Here is a 15,671-nt window from a genome sequence, read left to right as displayed (position 1 = left end):
AGACAGATTGTGAGGGAATCGTATGAATTATATTAAAGCTGCGGCCGTTTCACCTGAGCTTCGTGTGGCAGATGTGGCCTACAACACCAAGGAGATCCTGCATATTGTACACCGCAGGCTATCCGACGATGTGAGCGCTGTTCTTTTTCCAGAGCTCTCTTTAACAGGATATACACCAGCGGATCTCTTTTTTACGGAAGATTTGCTGCATGCTTCAGAAGAAGCACTCCGCCTGATTGCGGAGGAAACTAAAGAACTGGATCTGATCCTTGTGGTTGGACTCCCCCTTCGTCACAGAAACCGCCTCTTCAATACTGCTGCGGTGCTCCATCAGGGCAAAGTGCTTGGGATTGTGCCGAAGCAGCATTTACCGAATTATAATGAGTTTTATGAGAGCAGATGGTTTACTGCTTATGATAAGAGCCACGGTAATGAGATTCATCTGAAAGGCTTTGGCACAGTTCCTTTTGGACCTCTTGTTTTTGAAAGTGATGCATTCACCTTTGGCGTGGAGATCTGTGAGGACCTGTTTGCGGCGATTCCACCTTCTGCAAGCCTTTCCCTTCAGGGCGCAGAGATTGTCTTCAATCTTTCGGCATCCAATGAACTGGTCGGGAAAAAAGAGTTTCGGAGAAGCCTAGTAAACATGACCAGTGCCAAGAACATCGGAGCTTATGTCTATGCCTCTTCTGGACCCAATGAGTCCACAACTGACCTGGTATTTTCCGGGCATCTTCTCATCAGTGAGTATGGAACCCTCTTAAAGGAAAATAAACGTTTTTCCTTTGAAAGTGATCTCCTGGAAGCTTTCATTGATGTGAGCAGAATCCGTGGGGAACGCTTGAAGAACACCACCTTTCAAAGAGAAGCATACCAGGCATCCCAGGAAGCTCTTCGAGTCCGTTTTTCACAGGAGCAAAAGCCCATAAAGAACTTTGATAGAGAAATAGATCCCCATCCTTTTGTGCCCAAAGCGGAATCCGAACGGATAGAACGGGCGAGGGAGATTCTTTCGATACAAAGCCATGGTCTCATCAAAAGACTGAAACATATTGGGCTTGATAAAACAGTTCTGGGGATATCCGGTGGACTGGATTCCACCTTAGCCCTCCTTGTGATTGTGAAGGCTTATGAGGTGCTCGATCTCCCTTTAAAGAACATCATCACGGTGACCATGCCGGGATTTGGCACTACAGACAGAACTTATCAGAATGCGCTTTCTCTTTGCAGAGAGCTGGGAACAGACCTGCGTGAAATCAGTATTGTGAAAGCTTCTCTTCAGCATTTTGAGGATATAGGCCACGATCCTTTGGTTCATGATGCAACCTATGAGAATGTCCAGGCGAGAGAAAGAACCCAGATTCTGATGGACATCGCCAACAAAGAAGGTGGTATTGTCATCGGGACGGGAGACTTGTCCGAGCTTGCTCTTGGATGGTGCACGTACAACGGTGACCAGATGTCTATGTACAGTGTGAATGGTTCCATCCCGAAGACCTTGGTCCGTTATCTGGTGAAATACTTCTATGAAGTGGAGTTTCACGGTGAACTGTCCAGGATACTGAAAGATATTCTGGAGACTCCTGTCAGTCCAGAGCTTCTTCCCAAAGGAGATCAGAATGAACTGCTGCAGAAAACGGAGGATCTTGTAGGTCCATACGAACTCCATGATTTTTTCCTTTATCATTTCATGAAATACGGTGCTGGAGTGGAGAAGATTCTCTTTATGGCCGAGCATGCTTTCCAAGAAACCTATGACAAAGAAACCATCAGGAAGTGGCTGAAGGTTTTCATCCGCCGTTTCCATACCCAGCAGTTCAAAAGATCAGCCATGCCGGATGGTCCAAAGGTCGGCAGCATCTCTCTCTCCCCCCGTGGAGATCTCCGGATGCCATCAGATGCCTCCTATGGAACTTTCACAAAACATTTAGACTAAGTTCATCTGTTTGAACATTTAAGGAATATAATAAAAGAGGTAATTATTGCTGTATAAAATAGATTAAGTGAGGTGTTGTATATGTGGTTCCAGAAATCACACGAGGAAGCTTTAACTGAGCTTCAGGTTGAAAATTCGATTGGTCTCAGTAATGAGGAAGTTCAGAAAAGAAAAGAAAAATATGGCGAAAACAAGCTACAGGAGAAGAAAAAGAAAACGCTCCTTCAGCTCTTTCTGTCACAGCTTCAGGATGCGCTGATCTATGTGCTGCTGGCAGCTTCCGTGGTCACCCTATTTGTTGGTGAATATGCGGATACAGTCATCATTCTTGCGGTGGTCTTTCTGAATGCGGCCATTGGTGTCATTCAGGAGAATAAAGCGGAAAAAGCCATCGAGGCGCTGAATAAACTCACCACTCCCCATTCTCTGGTCAGAAGAAATGGTGAGACAACAGAAATCAATTCCACAGATATTGTGCCTGGTGACATTGTTATTTTGGATGCTGGACGCTATGTTCCAGCGGATCTTCGTCTCATCAGCAGTGTGAACCTTCAGATTGAAGAGTCAGCTCTGACAGGAGAATCGGTCCCTTCGGACAAGTTCTTTGACAAAGTGTTCGATGAAAATAAAATTCCGCTGGGAGATCAGGCAAACATGGCATTCATGTCTACCCTGGTCACCTATGGCCGTGGAGAAGGTGTGGTTGTTTCCACTGGTATGGATACTGTGGTGGGTCAGATTGCTAAGAGTTTGAACGAAGAGGTGGATGGAATGACGCCCCTTCAGAAACGTATGGATGAGCTGGGTAAAACACTTGGAAAGCTGGCCTTAGGTATCACCATTCTGATGTTTGTCATAGGATTCTTCCAAGGAAGAGATCTTCTGGATATGCTGCTTACATCTATCAGTCTTGCGGTAGCAGCAATTCCGGAAGGACTTCCTGCCATTGTAGCCATTGTTTTAGCTTTGGGTGTCACAAGAATGAGTAAAATCAACGCCATTGTCAAGAAACTGCCTGCAGTGGAAACCCTAGGATCTGTCAATATCATCTGTTCCGACAAAACGGGTACTCTAACCCAAAACAAGATGACTGTTTTGAAATATTATGTTTATGATGAAATCAAAGATGTGGATATCAATGCGAAGTCCATTGAAGTGGAAAGTGAGACTCAGGAAGAGCTCATCAAATCTTTTGTTCTTTGCAGTGACGCCACATCCAACGAACAGGAATCCACCGGTGACCCCACAGAAATCGCGTTGATCGTTCTTGGAAACCGTCATGGGATGACGAAGGATGAACTCAACAGACTGTATCCCAGAATCGATGAGAAACCTTTCGATTCAGACAGAAAACTCATGTCCACTATGAATGAGGAGGAATCAGGGTACCGAGTCCATACGAAGGGTGCCATAGATAATATTCTAAAAATCTCAGATAAGATTCTCATCGGTGGAGAGGTAAAGCCGCTGACGGAGGACATGAGAAGAAGCATCATGAAAGCTTCAGAAGAAATGTCCAATGCAGCGCTTAGAGTGCTGGGGGTAGCCTATAAGGATACTGAAGAAAAGATCTCTCCAGAGGATATGGAGACTAATCTTATAGTGATCGGGTTCGTCGCAATGATTGATCCTCCACGTATTGAAGTGAAAGACTCCATTGCATCCGCCCATGAAGCAGGAATCACTTCTGTAATGATTACAGGAGACCATAAGAATACCGCTGTGGCCATTGCCAAAGAGCTGGGCATTGCAGACAGTATAGAGCAGGCCATGACGGGTGCCGAGATTGATGAACTCAGTGATGAGGAGTTTGCAAAGACAATTATCAAGTACCGTGTTTTTGCTAGAGTTTCTCCTGAACACAAGGTGAAGATCGTGAAAGCATATAAAGCCCAAGGAAATATCGTTTCTATGACGGGTGATGGAGTCAATGACGCCCCTTCCCTGAAGCATGCAGACATCGGTGTAGCCATGGGAATTACAGGTACAGATGTATCCAAAGGCGCTGCTGATATGATTCTGACAGACGATAATTTCACCACCATCGTGGCTGCCATTGAAGAAGGAAGAAATATTTACAACAACATCAAGAAAGCGGTCATATTCCTCCTCTCCTGTAACCTTGGTGAAATAGTTGCCATCTTTATTTCGGTGCTTTTCTCCTTTGCGATTCCACTCTTGCCAACTCAGATTCTATGGGTAAATTTAGTAACAGATACATTGCCAGCAATTTCCCTTGGCGTAGATCCAGGAGATGATGCTGTGATGAAGAAAAAACCAAGAAATCCAAAGGAAAGCTTTTTTGCCCAAGGGGCTGGAGTGCGGGCCATCATCGGTGGTCTTCTCATTGGAGGACTGACCCTTCTTGCGTTCTCCATAGGATTAGCTGAACGGGGCGTTTCCCTAAGAGACTCCATGAGTGCTCCGGATGATGTTATTGTCTATGCAAGAACCATGGCCTTTGTCGTTCTGGCGACATCACAGCTGTTCTACAGCCTGACCATGAGAAGCGAAACAAAATCCATCTTCCAAGTGGGTATCTTCAAAAACAAGTATCTGATTTTATCTATCATTGCAGGTGTAGTTCTACAGTTTGGGGTCATTACAATCCCCTTCCTGGCAAATGCATTTAAAGTGCATGCACTGCCTCTGAACGATTGGCTCATTGTATTCGGATTATCTCTGCTGCCTTTAATTGCAAATGAGATCATCAAAATCTTTATGAGAATAAAAGAAGACTGATACAACATTTAAGGCACAGAACTGGCGGAATCTCCGCTAGTTCTGTGCCTTTTTTTTATTGATTCATTAAATTCAGGATACCGAAGAATTTTTCTCCATGGTATAATCTTTAAACAGTCAATCCTTAGAAGATAGGAAGAATAGTGAGGTTAATATGGAAAGATCTAATAGGTTCTTAGGACTTAAAAAAGAAGCGGTACTTCTGGACTCTTGGCTCTATATCCTTAAATCCATGCTTGCCATCGGTACGGGCTATATCTTAGGCAATATGTTTTCCGTTACAAGGCTGGATATGATTTCTGTGCTCCTTGGTGTTATGTATAATCTGGAAGCAACCAACATTTCTGCGGTAAAAGGCGGAATCAACCAGCTTCTGGCATCTTTTCTTGGAGCGGTGACCACTGGAATATTGGTCTATGTTTTCGGTGTGAATGTCGTTACGGTTATGTTTGGAATGGGCCTGACCCTCTTTATTGCACTGAAAATTGATTACATGGCGGTCTCACCAGTGGCAATTTTCACAAGTATTTATATGACGCAATATCTTCAAAGCGATGCACTGGGCAACCCAAGCATCCTTCTGACCATAAGACTCCGATTTTTTGCGTTGGGACTTGGTGTACTCATAGCTATGGTTTTCAACCTTGCGTTTTCCCTGATTTATTACAGAAAAATCACAAGAAAGAGACTGGAATATGTGAAGGTGAAGCTGGATCATGTCATGAACTATACCTACCGTTTTCTAACAGAGGAAGACGATGTGAAAAAGCAGTATAATGCCATTTTTTCTCCTGTATTTGCGGATATTGAAACAGTCTCCAGCAACTTGGAAGCGCTGTCTAAAGACCCTCTCCTGCCCCTGAAAATACTGGAGAAAGAACATCTGGAATCGGCCAAGGATATTGTGAAAAGAATGAAACTGATGACACATTTAGCCTATGACAGCTGTTTCATCAAAGACACCTTCAAAGTCACTTTCCACCCGAAAGATCTGAAATCCTATCATGACTTTATAATGAAGTTTGGACAGCTCGATTTTTTAAAGGACAGTCCTGACAGTGAAAGTTTTATGCCCCACTACCCATCAAAAGATCTGGAGGATGAGCAGTCCAAAAGAATCCATGAAAATCTGGATTTGATTTTCTCAGAGTACAATACCATTGTGGAAGACCATCTCCGGGTAAAATAATGTAATAAAATAGCACTGAAAGAACCATCATAGGCGTTCTTTCAGTGCTTTATTGTTTTGGATTAGAGTGAGCTTTCCAGAAGATTCACAAGTTTCTCCATATACGTTTGTTCCAAATCGCTGAACCGGGCCAGAGAAGGACTGTCGATGTCAAGAACACCAAAAACAACTCCTTCTTTATAGATGGGAACCACCAGCTCTGAACGGGATGCTGAATCACAAGCGATATGATTGTCAAGACTGAGCACATCATCAACCCGCTGGGTTTTGCCTTCCTGTACCGCTGTTCCACAAACCCCTTCTCCTACAGCAATTCTGTTGCAGGCTGGTTTTCCCTGGAATGGTCCAAGGATCAGAGTGCCTTCTTTCATCAGATAAAAGCCGACCCAATTGATATCATCCATGTACATGTTGATGATGGCGCTGATATTGGCTAGATTTGCCATCGTATCCTTTTCATTTTTCAGTTGTGCTTTCGTAAAAAGCAGAGCACTTTCCAGTTTCTTCTCTGCAGTCATTCCTTTTGGATCTTTTGTCTCTATCATGATTGCCTCCCACTACTTATCGTTTTTCACGAGGTGCGTTCCTTTTTCATCCTGTCGGATCAGTCCTTTTTTCATGAGGTTTCCCAGCGCGATCTTGAAATAATTCTTGCTGCTGTTCCATTTTTTCTTGATTTCATCTGGAGTGGATTTGTCATTGTAAGGCATAAATCCATCATGTTCTTCCAGATATCTGAGGATGGTGTCGGAAAGTTCCTCTTTTGCTTCAATCATTTTTTTTCGTGGTGTGAAGCTGATTCTTCCATCTTCCAATATTTTTTTCACAGTGCCAGAAATTCTGTCACCTGGGTTTGCGTTGAAGAAGTATTCGTTCACCAATACGATTCCTGGATACATATCATCTATGGCAACTTCCAGGGTGCCGTTTGTCTGTTTATTATAAATAATACCTGAAACAGTATCCCCTACTTTGTAGAGATCTTCTTCAGGGGTTTCCAGATATCTGCCTACTTCAGTGGAAGCCGCCAGACGTCCAGTCTTATCCTCATAGATAAAGAAAAGGTATTCTTTTCCCGTCTCCAATGGGAATTTCATTTCTCTTTGGGGTACCAGAATGTCTCTTTCCAGACCGAAATTTACAAATGCTCCGAAATTTGTTACGGAAGTCACACTCAGTACAGCAGTGTTGTCAACGGTAACGATCGGTTTCTTCATTGTGGCGATGAGACGGTCCTTGGAATCCCGATAGATAAAGACTGTTACAGTCTCACCGACTTTGGGTATCTCACCGACGATGCTCCCTGTTGGGAGAAGAATATCATCTGAGGTGTTGCCTGTTTCTTTATCAAGATACAGACCAAAAGATGCTTCTCTGGCTACTTTCAGTTCGTTGTAATCTCCAAATTTAATCATTTTTATCTCCTTTATGCGTCAGGCCATTTTGGTAATAATGTTCAGCGGAATCTTTGATTTTTTCAATTTCTTCCGGAGTGAGGTTTCTGACAAACTTTGCTGGCCGACCCATCCAAAGTTCTCCTTCTTTCACTACTTTTCCTTCTGTGACAAGGCTTCCTGCACCAAGGATGGTATTTCTCTCAATGACTGAACCATTCAAAAGTATACTTCCCATGCCGATGATGGAGTTTCCGAGAATTCTCGTTCCGTGAATGATACAGCTGTGACCGATGGTCACAGAATCACCAACTTCCAGCCTCAGATCATGGTCTGAGTGGAGTACACATAAATCCTGAATGTTTGTTTTCTTCCCGATCATTATGGGGGCTACATCTCCACGGAGAACTGAACCATACCAGATAGAAGACCCTTCCCCGATATGAACATCACCAATCACTGCAGCAGTTTCCGCGATAAAGGTGTGCTCATGAATCTGTGGGGTAAAATCCTTCAGTTTTTTGATCATGGTTCATCCCGCCTTTCAAAATGTGTAATAATGGCCTGCTTTTCCCTTCAAAATTTCTTTCCTTTGCTACTCAACGCTATTACATTGCGAAAATGTTAATTCTCTATATCTAGTGGTTTTTCAGGTTGATTTACACTAGATATGGTATTATACTTAATCCATCGTAATTAATTCAGGAGGTTCGAAATGAAGGATATTAAAGACTTGTTCAAACGTTATTATACTAAAGAGCTGGAGAATAATAAAGACAAAACTGTATATGATCTGTTTGAATGGACCAAAAGAGATGTGCTTCTGAAAAATCATAAGACCGGTAAGGTTCTGGTAGATATGAAAGATTTGGAGTTTCCTGCACATTACTCCCAAAATGCCGTGGATATTATTGCTTCCAAGTACTTCAGAAAAGCTGGCGTGAACAATGAGCTTGGATATGAAAACTCCATGCGTATGGTAGCTCACAGAATGGTGAATTTCTGGACAGAATCTCTTGTGGATGAAGGAATCATCACAACAGACGATGAAAAGGATATCTATTATGATGAAATGGTCTACGGACTGCTGAATCAGATGTATGCGCCAAACTCACCCCAGTGGTTCAACACAGGGCTTCATTTAAGCTATGGTATCACAGGCGGACAAAATGACCTCTTCTACTATGATGAAGCTGAGAAAAAAGTGGTCAAGTCCAAAGACACCTATTCAAGAACACAGGCATCAGCCTGCTTTATACTTTCCATTGAAGACAAGCTTCTTGGAGATCATTCCATCTCAGAGCAGTATGTGACAGAAACCAAACTTTTTAAAGGCGGTTCAGGAACTGGAACAAACTTCTCAAACATCAGAGCCATTGGTGAAAAACTGACTGGTGGTGGTGTTTCCTCAGGGCTCATGAGCTTCCTGAAGGGACTTGACAGAAATGCGGGTGCCATCAAATCCGGTGGAACCACAAGAAGAGCAGCGAAGATGGTTTGTCTTGATATTGACCATCCAGAGATTGAAGAGTTCATTCTTTGGAAAGCAAAAGAGGAAGACAAGGTTCGTGCATTATCCAAGATGGGTTATGATGCGGATATCGATGGAGAAGCTTACGAGACGGTATCTGGTCAGAATTCAAACAACTCCTTGAGAATCTCAGATGACTTCATGAGAAAGGTGAGAAACCTTGGGGAAAATCCGAATGAAACCATCACACTCAAAGGAAGAGTAGATGAAAGAGTCAATCGTGACATTGAAGTGGCAAAGCTCTGGGAAGAGTTCAATGATGCCGCTTGTAAATCTGCTGACCCTGCCCCTCAGTTCACAGATACATTCAATGCATGGCATACCTGCCCTGCCGGAGAAGATGGAGAACTGTATGCAAAGCACAACATGCTGAACTCCACCAACCCATGCGGAGAGTATGCATTCTTGGATGACACCAGCTGCAATCTTGCTTCTCTTAATATATACAGATTCTACGATGTGGAGAAAAACCATCTGGATGTGAGAGGTCTGAAGCATATGATCGGACTCAACCAGCTGCTGCTGGAGGCGTCCATCCACTGGGGACAGTTCCCTACCGTGGATATCGCAAGAAAGACCTATATGTTCAGAACTACAGGGCTAGGCCTTGCAAACAGTGCTTCCCTGCTCATGGCGCTAGGCATTCCTTATGATTCTGAGGAAGCTAGAGCATTGTCTGCAGCCATTATGGGACTGATTACTGGAGAAAGCTATCATGTCTCCGCTCTTATGGCAAAGGCAGTGGGCACCTTTGAGAAATACGGCATCAACAAACCTTATATGAACCGTGTCATCAGAAACCATGCAAGAGTTGCAGGCGCTCTGGACTCGGATCTGGAAGAACTCCACTATGAGCCATTTAGAGTGAACCATGGTGTTCTTCAGAATATTGGACATGTGGAACTTAGTGACACACTGAAAGAATCCTGGATGGAAGCTGTGGAACAGGGTGAAAAGTATGGATATAGAAATGCTCAGGTGAGTGTAATTGCTCCTACTGGTACCATCTCCTTCGCGATGGACTGTGCAGCCACATCCATTGAACCTTTCTTCTCTCATGTTGTTTACAAGAAACTGGTTGGCGGCGGATATATGACCATTGCGAACCCTATCATCGAAGTGGCGCTGAAGAACCTTGGCTACAGCCGGGATGAAATCAAAGACATCATGGACTATGTGGGCAAGGAAGAAAATGGTATGGTTATGGATGGGAAGATTGAAGGTGCTCCTCATTTGAAAGAAGAACACTATCCGATCTTTGATACTGCGAATGTTTGTGGAACAGGAAAGAGATTCATCCATCACTATGGACATGTATACATGGTGGCGGCTCTTACCCCACTGGTATCCGGTGCCATCTCCAAAACTGTCAATCTGCCAAGGGAAGCGACAGTGGAAGATTTCAAAGAAGTGCACATCCGATCCTGGGAAACTGGCGTGAAAGGTATTTCCCTCTACCGTGATGGATCCAAATTCGCACAGCCTTTGAACACCAAGATCGACTTCAAAGATGAGAATCTGAGCCTGGAGAATCTTACATATGATGCTCTTCTGTCTTATGCGAAAGAAGCAAAAAACCATATGCCAAAAGCATCCAGTGTAGCAGGAAACAGAAGAGAAAAGATGACTGGCATTCGGGCTGGACATACACATCCAGCACAGATTGAGGATGTTAAAGTATATATTACCGTGAACAGAAATGTACGTGGAGAAATTTCAGAAATCTATATGACTACGGACCGTGAAGGAACACTCATCACTGGACTTCTGAACTCTTTATCAAAGACTATTTCTGTGATGCTCCAGTATCATATCCCACCAAAGGATATTTCTAAAATGCTGAGAGGCCAGAAATATGAGCCATATGGATTTGTGTCCAAGCATCCATACATCAAAAATGTGAGTTCTATCTCTGACCTGATTTCAAAGGTCATTGATATTGAACTTGGAGATTTCTCCAGAGTTCAGATCAAACCGGAAGAAAATGATGTGCTGACAAGATCCAGATCCCGATTTGTCAACGCACAGTTTGAAGAAGTGCCCACAAAGCAGCTTTCTCTCGTGGTGGATGAACGTGATGTGAAAGACATCATTAAAGATGCGGAGAAAAACGGAGAGAAGATTTACGACTCCGTCTGCCCTACCTGTCAGAGTACGAGAATGGTGAAAAATGGCACCTGTAAAGTATGCCTTGACTGTGGAACCACAACTGGTTGCTCATAAAATTAAACTCATAGGACAGCGAAAACCCCCGATGCTTTTAGGCATCGGGGGTTTATCACTTCAAACCATTTTGTTATTTCTTTTTCTTTTTGCCTTTTCCATTGTCCCGGATGATGTCTTTTTCATCCGCATACTTCAGCTTGTTTGGCTTAGCCTTTGGTTTGATGACTTGTGTATTTTGAGCTTTTTCTTTTGGCACTCCGATTTTTGAGAGACCTGAAAGATCCGCATACCACAGGAATAAGAAGACAAAGATTCCGGTTGGCAGATAATTCAAGAACTTGTTGTCGGTATATGCTGGTACAATCAGACCAATGAACAGAAAGAACAGTCCCAGGACCAGTACAATCCATTTGTTGATCTTGATTTTACTCAAGAAGTAGAGATTGGCCATGGAATATACCACGAAAATACCGATAGAAAGTGCAAATACCATAAGTAAATTGTTCCAATTCAAGATTAAAACCTCCTCAGTTCCCTCTTATTTTAGGATATTTCTATAAACTTGGCAAGTACAGCGCTTGCATAATTATTCTTGTGAAGATCGTAACAATACTTTGTTTTTCAAAAGAGTATCTAGACAAATCGTTATTTTTTGTGTATTATAAATTCCATGGAAAAATAATATTTTTTTTACGATATTATTATTTTATGTCATTTTATTTGATATAATAAGTTATATCGATTATGGGGGTGCATTATGACAAGTCACGCAGGTATTAACTTAGATGATTTGGATCTGCAGATATTGGAGATTCTCATCAAAGACGCCAGAACACCATATCTTGAGATCGCAAGAGTTTGCCATGTTTCTGGTGGAACAATTCATGTCAGAATGAAGAAAATGGAAGATTTGGGGATTATCAAAGGCACGAAGATTCTTTTGGATATGCCAAAATTAGGCTATGATGTGTGCTGTTTTGTTGGAATTTATCTGGACAAGAGTTCTTCTTTCCAGGCGGCCATTGACGAGCTTTCAAAAATCAATGAGATTGTGGAGCTTCACTACACTACAGGAGATTACTCCATTTTCACGAAGCTTGTATGCAAGAACATCGCTCATCTGCAAGACCTTCTGCTGAACAGCATCAATGTGATCAGCGGAGTGCAGAGAACCGATACCTTCATTTCCCTTTCTCAGCCGCTGGACCGAAATATAAAGCTGTAATATAAAAAGCAACACTTCTGCGGTGTTGCTTTTTTTATATGAACTCAGCTGTTCCAGCTATCCAGCTCTTTTTGGATTCTTTCTGAAAGAATCTGATCGATGTTTTTCTCATCCTCAGGATCCAGCTCACTGAGATAGATCGGAGGCAGAAATCTCAGATGGACGGGAACATTGGGTTTCACCCGATAGGTTTCCTCGAAAACTTTATACGCATCATTAACCACCATAGGAACAATAGCAGCACCAGACTTTTGAGCGATTTTAAAGCTTCCCTTGTGGAACTCATTCATCTTTCTGGACTTGCTTCTGGTTCCTTCTGGGTAGATAAGCACATCGTGATGCTCCTCTTTGACGCGCCTGATGGCCTCCAGAATCGTTTTTAATCCTTCACGGGCATTCTCACGGTCCAGGTATAGAACGTCCATCTCTGTGCCTAATCTGCCTATGATAGGCATTTTCAGAATCTCCTTCTTCCCAATGAGGGTCAGATGACGGGACTTGATTTTTTGGATCAGGGCATTGACCGTTACATATATATCGATATAAGACTGATGATTCCCCATAAAGATCACAGGTTCATCTGGGATATTCTCCAGACCATCCACTGTAAGATTCATTTTTGAATACTTTATCAGTTCGCCGGTATGGATTTCCGCTTTCTTTACAATCTCATGATAGTATTCATCTTTTGAAAGGCTCTGTTTCCTTCGTTTCGCCCAAATCAGTCTGAACCAAAGGCGGATCAGAGACAATCCGAAACGGAGTTTTGCAATAATGTCAAAAAGCATGTTCTTCTCTCCTCTTCCATTTGAACTAGTTCTATTATAAGTGATTTCTTCTTTTTATCCTATGATTTTGTGTCTCATCGAATATTATAATGGCTTTTTTCCATAATTAGCAGTACAACGGAGGAATGTGTTCAGAAAGCATGAAATTAATGGTAAAATAAGAAGATGAAAAGAAAGGGAATGAGCCATGAGAAAAAGAAGTTATTTTCCTATGATACTGATAGTTTTACTGCTTGCGGGTCTTGCAGGCATATACTTTTTTCTGGACTATGGCATTGTTGGGGTCGAGAAAACATCTGAAGTTGAAAGAATCCAGAATTCTCCCCTGCCTGTAAAAGTTCATTTCATTGACATTGGTCAGGGAGACGCCACATTTATTGAAGTTTTGGGTCAGACCATGCTCATTGACGCTGGCGAGAAGGAACACGCGGAGAAGATAATTGAGTATCTGAGAAGTTATGATGTGGAAAAACTGGACTATGTGATTGCGACCCATCCCCATGAGGATCATATCGGTGGTATGGGAGAGGTGCTCCGAGCTTTTGATGTCCGGTCTTTTTACATGCCGGATAAGCATCTTGTCACAAAATCCTTTCAGCAGATGATGAGTGAAGTAAAGAATCATGGGCTGGAGCCCCTTTATATTCAAGGCGGTATGACTCTCAATTTCAGCAAGGACATCCGTATGGAATTCTTGTCTCCAAACCGGGACACCTATCTGAACCCCAATAATTACTCACCCATCATGAGACTTGTGGTTGGCAGCAATGCATTTCTTTTCACGGCGGATGCAGAGGAGCTTATTGAACAGGAAGTTCTGAGACTTGGCATACCACTTGAAGCAGAGGTGATGAAGGTTCCCCACCATGGTTCCAAAACCAGCAGTTCGCAGGCTTTTCTTGAGAAAGTGGCGCCGCGGTATGGTGTAGTTACCTCGGGGCTTGGAAATGATCATAATCTTCCCTCTCCTGAGATTCTGGAACGCTATGGTGCGCTGGGAATTAAGACACTACTGACGGAAGATTTGGGAAGCGTTGTCTTTGGTTCCAACGGCAAAGAAGTGATTCCCCTTCGTAATTGACAGAAATCCGATGGATAGTATAATGAGAATGACGATGAAGTTTTGGGCAGACCAAAACTTCTTTAATCTGTAAGGAGGCCATTATGAGCAAAATTAGAACAAGATTTGCCCCCAGCCCAACGGGCTACATGCATGTGGGTAATTTAAGAACAGCACTTTATGCTTATTTGATTGCAAAGCATGAGGGTGGAGATTTCATACTGAGAATTGAGGATACAGATCAGGAGCGTTATGTGGAAGGTGCAGTGGATGTGATCTTCAAGACACTGAAAGATACGGGACTGATTCATGATGAAGGTCCAGATGTAGGCGGAGACTTTGGCCCCTATGTGCAAAGTGAACGTAGAGATCTTTATAAGAAATATGCGCTTGAACTGGTGGAAAAGAAAGAAGCGTATTACTGTTTCTGTACGAAGGAACGTCTGGATATGCTGCGAGAGAATGCAGAAGTGCAGAAAAAGCCGTTTAAGTACGACAAGCACTGCTGTGGGCTGAGTGAGGATGAAGTGGAAGAGAACCTGAGTAAAGGACTTCCTTATGTCATCAGACAGAATAACCCCACTGAAGGTGTGACAAAGTTTGAAGATGTCATCTATGGCACCATCAGTGTTGATAATGAAGAACTTGAAGATATGGTGCTTTTAAAAAGCGATGGACTGCCCACATACAACTTTGCCAATGTGGTGGATGACCACCTGATGGAGATCACCCATGTGGTAAGAGGAAGTGAGTATCTCTCCTCTTCCCCTAAATACAATCGTCTTTATGAGGCTTTTGGATGGAATGTGCCCGTGTATGTTCACTGTCCTCCTATTATGAAGGATGCTCAGCATAAGCTTTCCAAGAGAACAGGAGACGCATCTTTTGAGGATCTTCTAGGAAAAGGATATCTGAAGGAAGCGGTCATGAACTACATCTCCCTTCTTGGTTGGAATCCTGGAACTACACAAGAGATTTTCTCCTTGGAAGAGCTGGTTGAAATATTCAACTATAAGAACATCAATAAAAGCCCTGCGATTTTTGATTCAGAAAAACTGAGATGGATGAATGGGGAGTACTTGAAAAAGATGTCCTTGGAAGAGTTCCATACTCTTGCACTTCCTTATATCTTGAAGGATATTAAGGAGAAACCGCTCAATACGATGAAGATTGCTGAAATTCTGCACAATCGTGTGGAGGTCCTTGCAGAGATTGAGGGTCAGCTTGATTTCTTCTATGCACTTCCAGAGTATTCTACAGACCTTTATACCCATAAGAAGATGAAAACAGACAGCACTGTCGCTCTGTCTTCACTGGAGACGATCCTGCCAGTTCTTGAAAGTATACCGGAAGATGCATGGACCTTGGAGAATCTTCATGAGATTGTTCTCAATAAAGTGAAGGAGCTGGGCCTTAAGAATGGCCAGATGCTCTGGCCGATCAGAACCGCTTTATCCGGAAAGCAGTTCACTCCTGGTGGAGCATTTGAAGCTGCGGATATTCTTGGGAAAACAGAATCCCTGGAGCGAATCAGAATCGGTATGGACCTTCTGAAGAAAGAACTTCAATAACAGAATATAACAGAATAGAGTCACACGATTTTTCAAGACACTTAAAAAAGCAGTTAAAATGTTCATTTT

At 42.9% G+C, this 15,671-nt stretch carries 12 protein-coding genes; 7 read left to right on the top strand and 5 right to left on the bottom strand.

The features are described from left to right. Positions 1-22: 22 nt before the first annotated feature. The 3 genes from T487_RS0107390 to T487_RS0107380 all read left to right on the top strand — a co-directional run bounded on the left by T487_RS0107390 (position 23) and on the right by T487_RS0107380 (position 5,867). Positions 23-1,936, top strand: a complete 1,914-nt coding sequence (locus T487_RS0107390) for an NAD(+) synthase (RefSeq protein WP_031575980.1) — start codon at positions 23-25, stop codon at positions 1,934-1,936. An 81-nt stretch (positions 1,937-2,017) separates the two neighbouring features. Next, positions 2,018-4,678: a cation-translocating P-type ATPase gene (locus T487_RS0107385; RefSeq protein WP_031575978.1), complete on the top strand. Its 2,661-nt coding sequence runs from the start codon at positions 2,018-2,020 to the stop codon at positions 4,676-4,678. 154 nt (positions 4,679-4,832) lie between these two features. After that, entirely contained in the window at positions 4,833-5,867 is a 1,035-nt protein-coding gene (locus tag T487_RS0107380) for an aromatic acid exporter family protein (protein ID WP_051651584.1), read from the top strand. Between the two features lie 62 nt (positions 5,868-5,929). Here T487_RS0107380 and T487_RS0107375 read toward each other — a convergent pair whose 3' ends face one another. From T487_RS0107375 to T487_RS0107365, 3 genes are read right to left on the bottom strand one after another with little or no spacing between them, the layout of a single operon-like run. Continuing rightward, the gene (locus T487_RS0107375) at positions 5,930-6,412 is read right to left on the bottom strand and encodes a GAF domain-containing protein (RefSeq protein ID WP_031575972.1); all 483 of its coding nucleotides are present in this window, start codon (positions 6,410-6,412) and stop codon (positions 5,930-5,932) included. A 12-nt stretch (positions 6,413-6,424) separates the two neighbouring features. Next, positions 6,425-7,282 carry a CvfB family protein gene (locus T487_RS0107370; protein WP_031575971.1) on the bottom strand — a complete coding sequence of 286 codons (858 nt, stop codon included), beginning with the start codon at positions 7,280-7,282 and terminating at the stop codon, positions 6,425-6,427. After that, positions 7,275-7,790: a gamma carbonic anhydrase family protein gene (locus T487_RS0107365; RefSeq protein WP_031575969.1), complete on the bottom strand. Its 516-nt coding sequence runs from the start codon at positions 7,788-7,790 to the stop codon at positions 7,275-7,277. Before T487_RS0107365 ends, T487_RS0107370 begins: the two co-directional genes overlap by 8 nt. 186 nt (positions 7,791-7,976) lie before the next feature. Here T487_RS0107365 and T487_RS0107360 point away from each other — a divergent pair, with 186 nt between their 5' ends. Further along, positions 7,977-11,015 (top strand): vitamin B12-dependent ribonucleotide reductase, encoded by a 3,039-nt coding sequence (locus T487_RS0107360; RefSeq protein ID WP_031575966.1) that lies wholly within the window; start codon positions 7,977-7,979, stop codon positions 11,013-11,015. A gap of 73 nt (positions 11,016-11,088) precedes the next feature. Here the strand turns inward: T487_RS0107360 and T487_RS15890 are convergent, their stop codons facing one another. Continuing rightward, positions 11,089-11,472: a hypothetical protein gene (locus tag T487_RS15890; RefSeq protein ID WP_143004621.1), complete on the bottom strand. Its 384-nt coding sequence runs from the start codon at positions 11,470-11,472 to the stop codon at positions 11,089-11,091. 243 nt (positions 11,473-11,715) lie between these two features. Here T487_RS15890 and T487_RS0107350 point away from each other — a divergent pair, with 243 nt between their 5' ends. After that, positions 11,716-12,183 carry an Lrp/AsnC ligand binding domain-containing protein gene (locus tag T487_RS0107350; protein ID WP_031575961.1) on the top strand — a complete coding sequence of 156 codons (468 nt, stop codon included), beginning with the start codon at positions 11,716-11,718 and terminating at the stop codon, positions 12,181-12,183. A gap of 44 nt (positions 12,184-12,227) precedes the next feature. On the opposite strand, the gene T487_RS0107345 is transcribed toward T487_RS0107350, so the two are convergent. Further along, on the bottom strand, positions 12,228-12,971 hold the full coding sequence (locus T487_RS0107345) for a lysophospholipid acyltransferase family protein (RefSeq protein ID WP_051651582.1): 744 nt from the start codon (positions 12,969-12,971) through the stop codon (positions 12,228-12,230). 211 nt (positions 12,972-13,182) lie between these two features. Here T487_RS0107345 and T487_RS15415 point away from each other — a divergent pair, with 211 nt between their 5' ends. Together T487_RS15415 and gltX are read left to right on the top strand one after the other, a co-directional pair. Beyond that, the gene (locus T487_RS15415; protein WP_162178236.1) at positions 13,183-14,052 is read left to right on the top strand and encodes a ComEC/Rec2 family competence protein; all 870 of its coding nucleotides are present in this window, start codon (positions 13,183-13,185) and stop codon (positions 14,050-14,052) included. Positions 14,053-14,135: 83 nt separating this feature from the next. Next, positions 14,136-15,602, top strand: a complete 1,467-nt coding sequence (gene gltX / locus T487_RS0107335; protein WP_036909298.1) for a glutamate--tRNA ligase — start codon at positions 14,136-14,138, stop codon at positions 15,600-15,602. The last annotated feature ends 69 nt before the right edge of the window (positions 15,603-15,671 follow it).

It is taken from the genome of Proteiniclasticum ruminis DSM 24773, from assembly GCF_000701905.1.
In the GTDB taxonomy this organism is placed as follows: domain Bacteria; phylum Bacillota; class Clostridia; order Clostridiales; family Clostridiaceae; genus Proteiniclasticum; species Proteiniclasticum ruminis.
The sequence above is the reverse complement of the archived record's forward strand: the minus strand, read 5'-3'. Positions and strand labels throughout refer to the sequence as shown.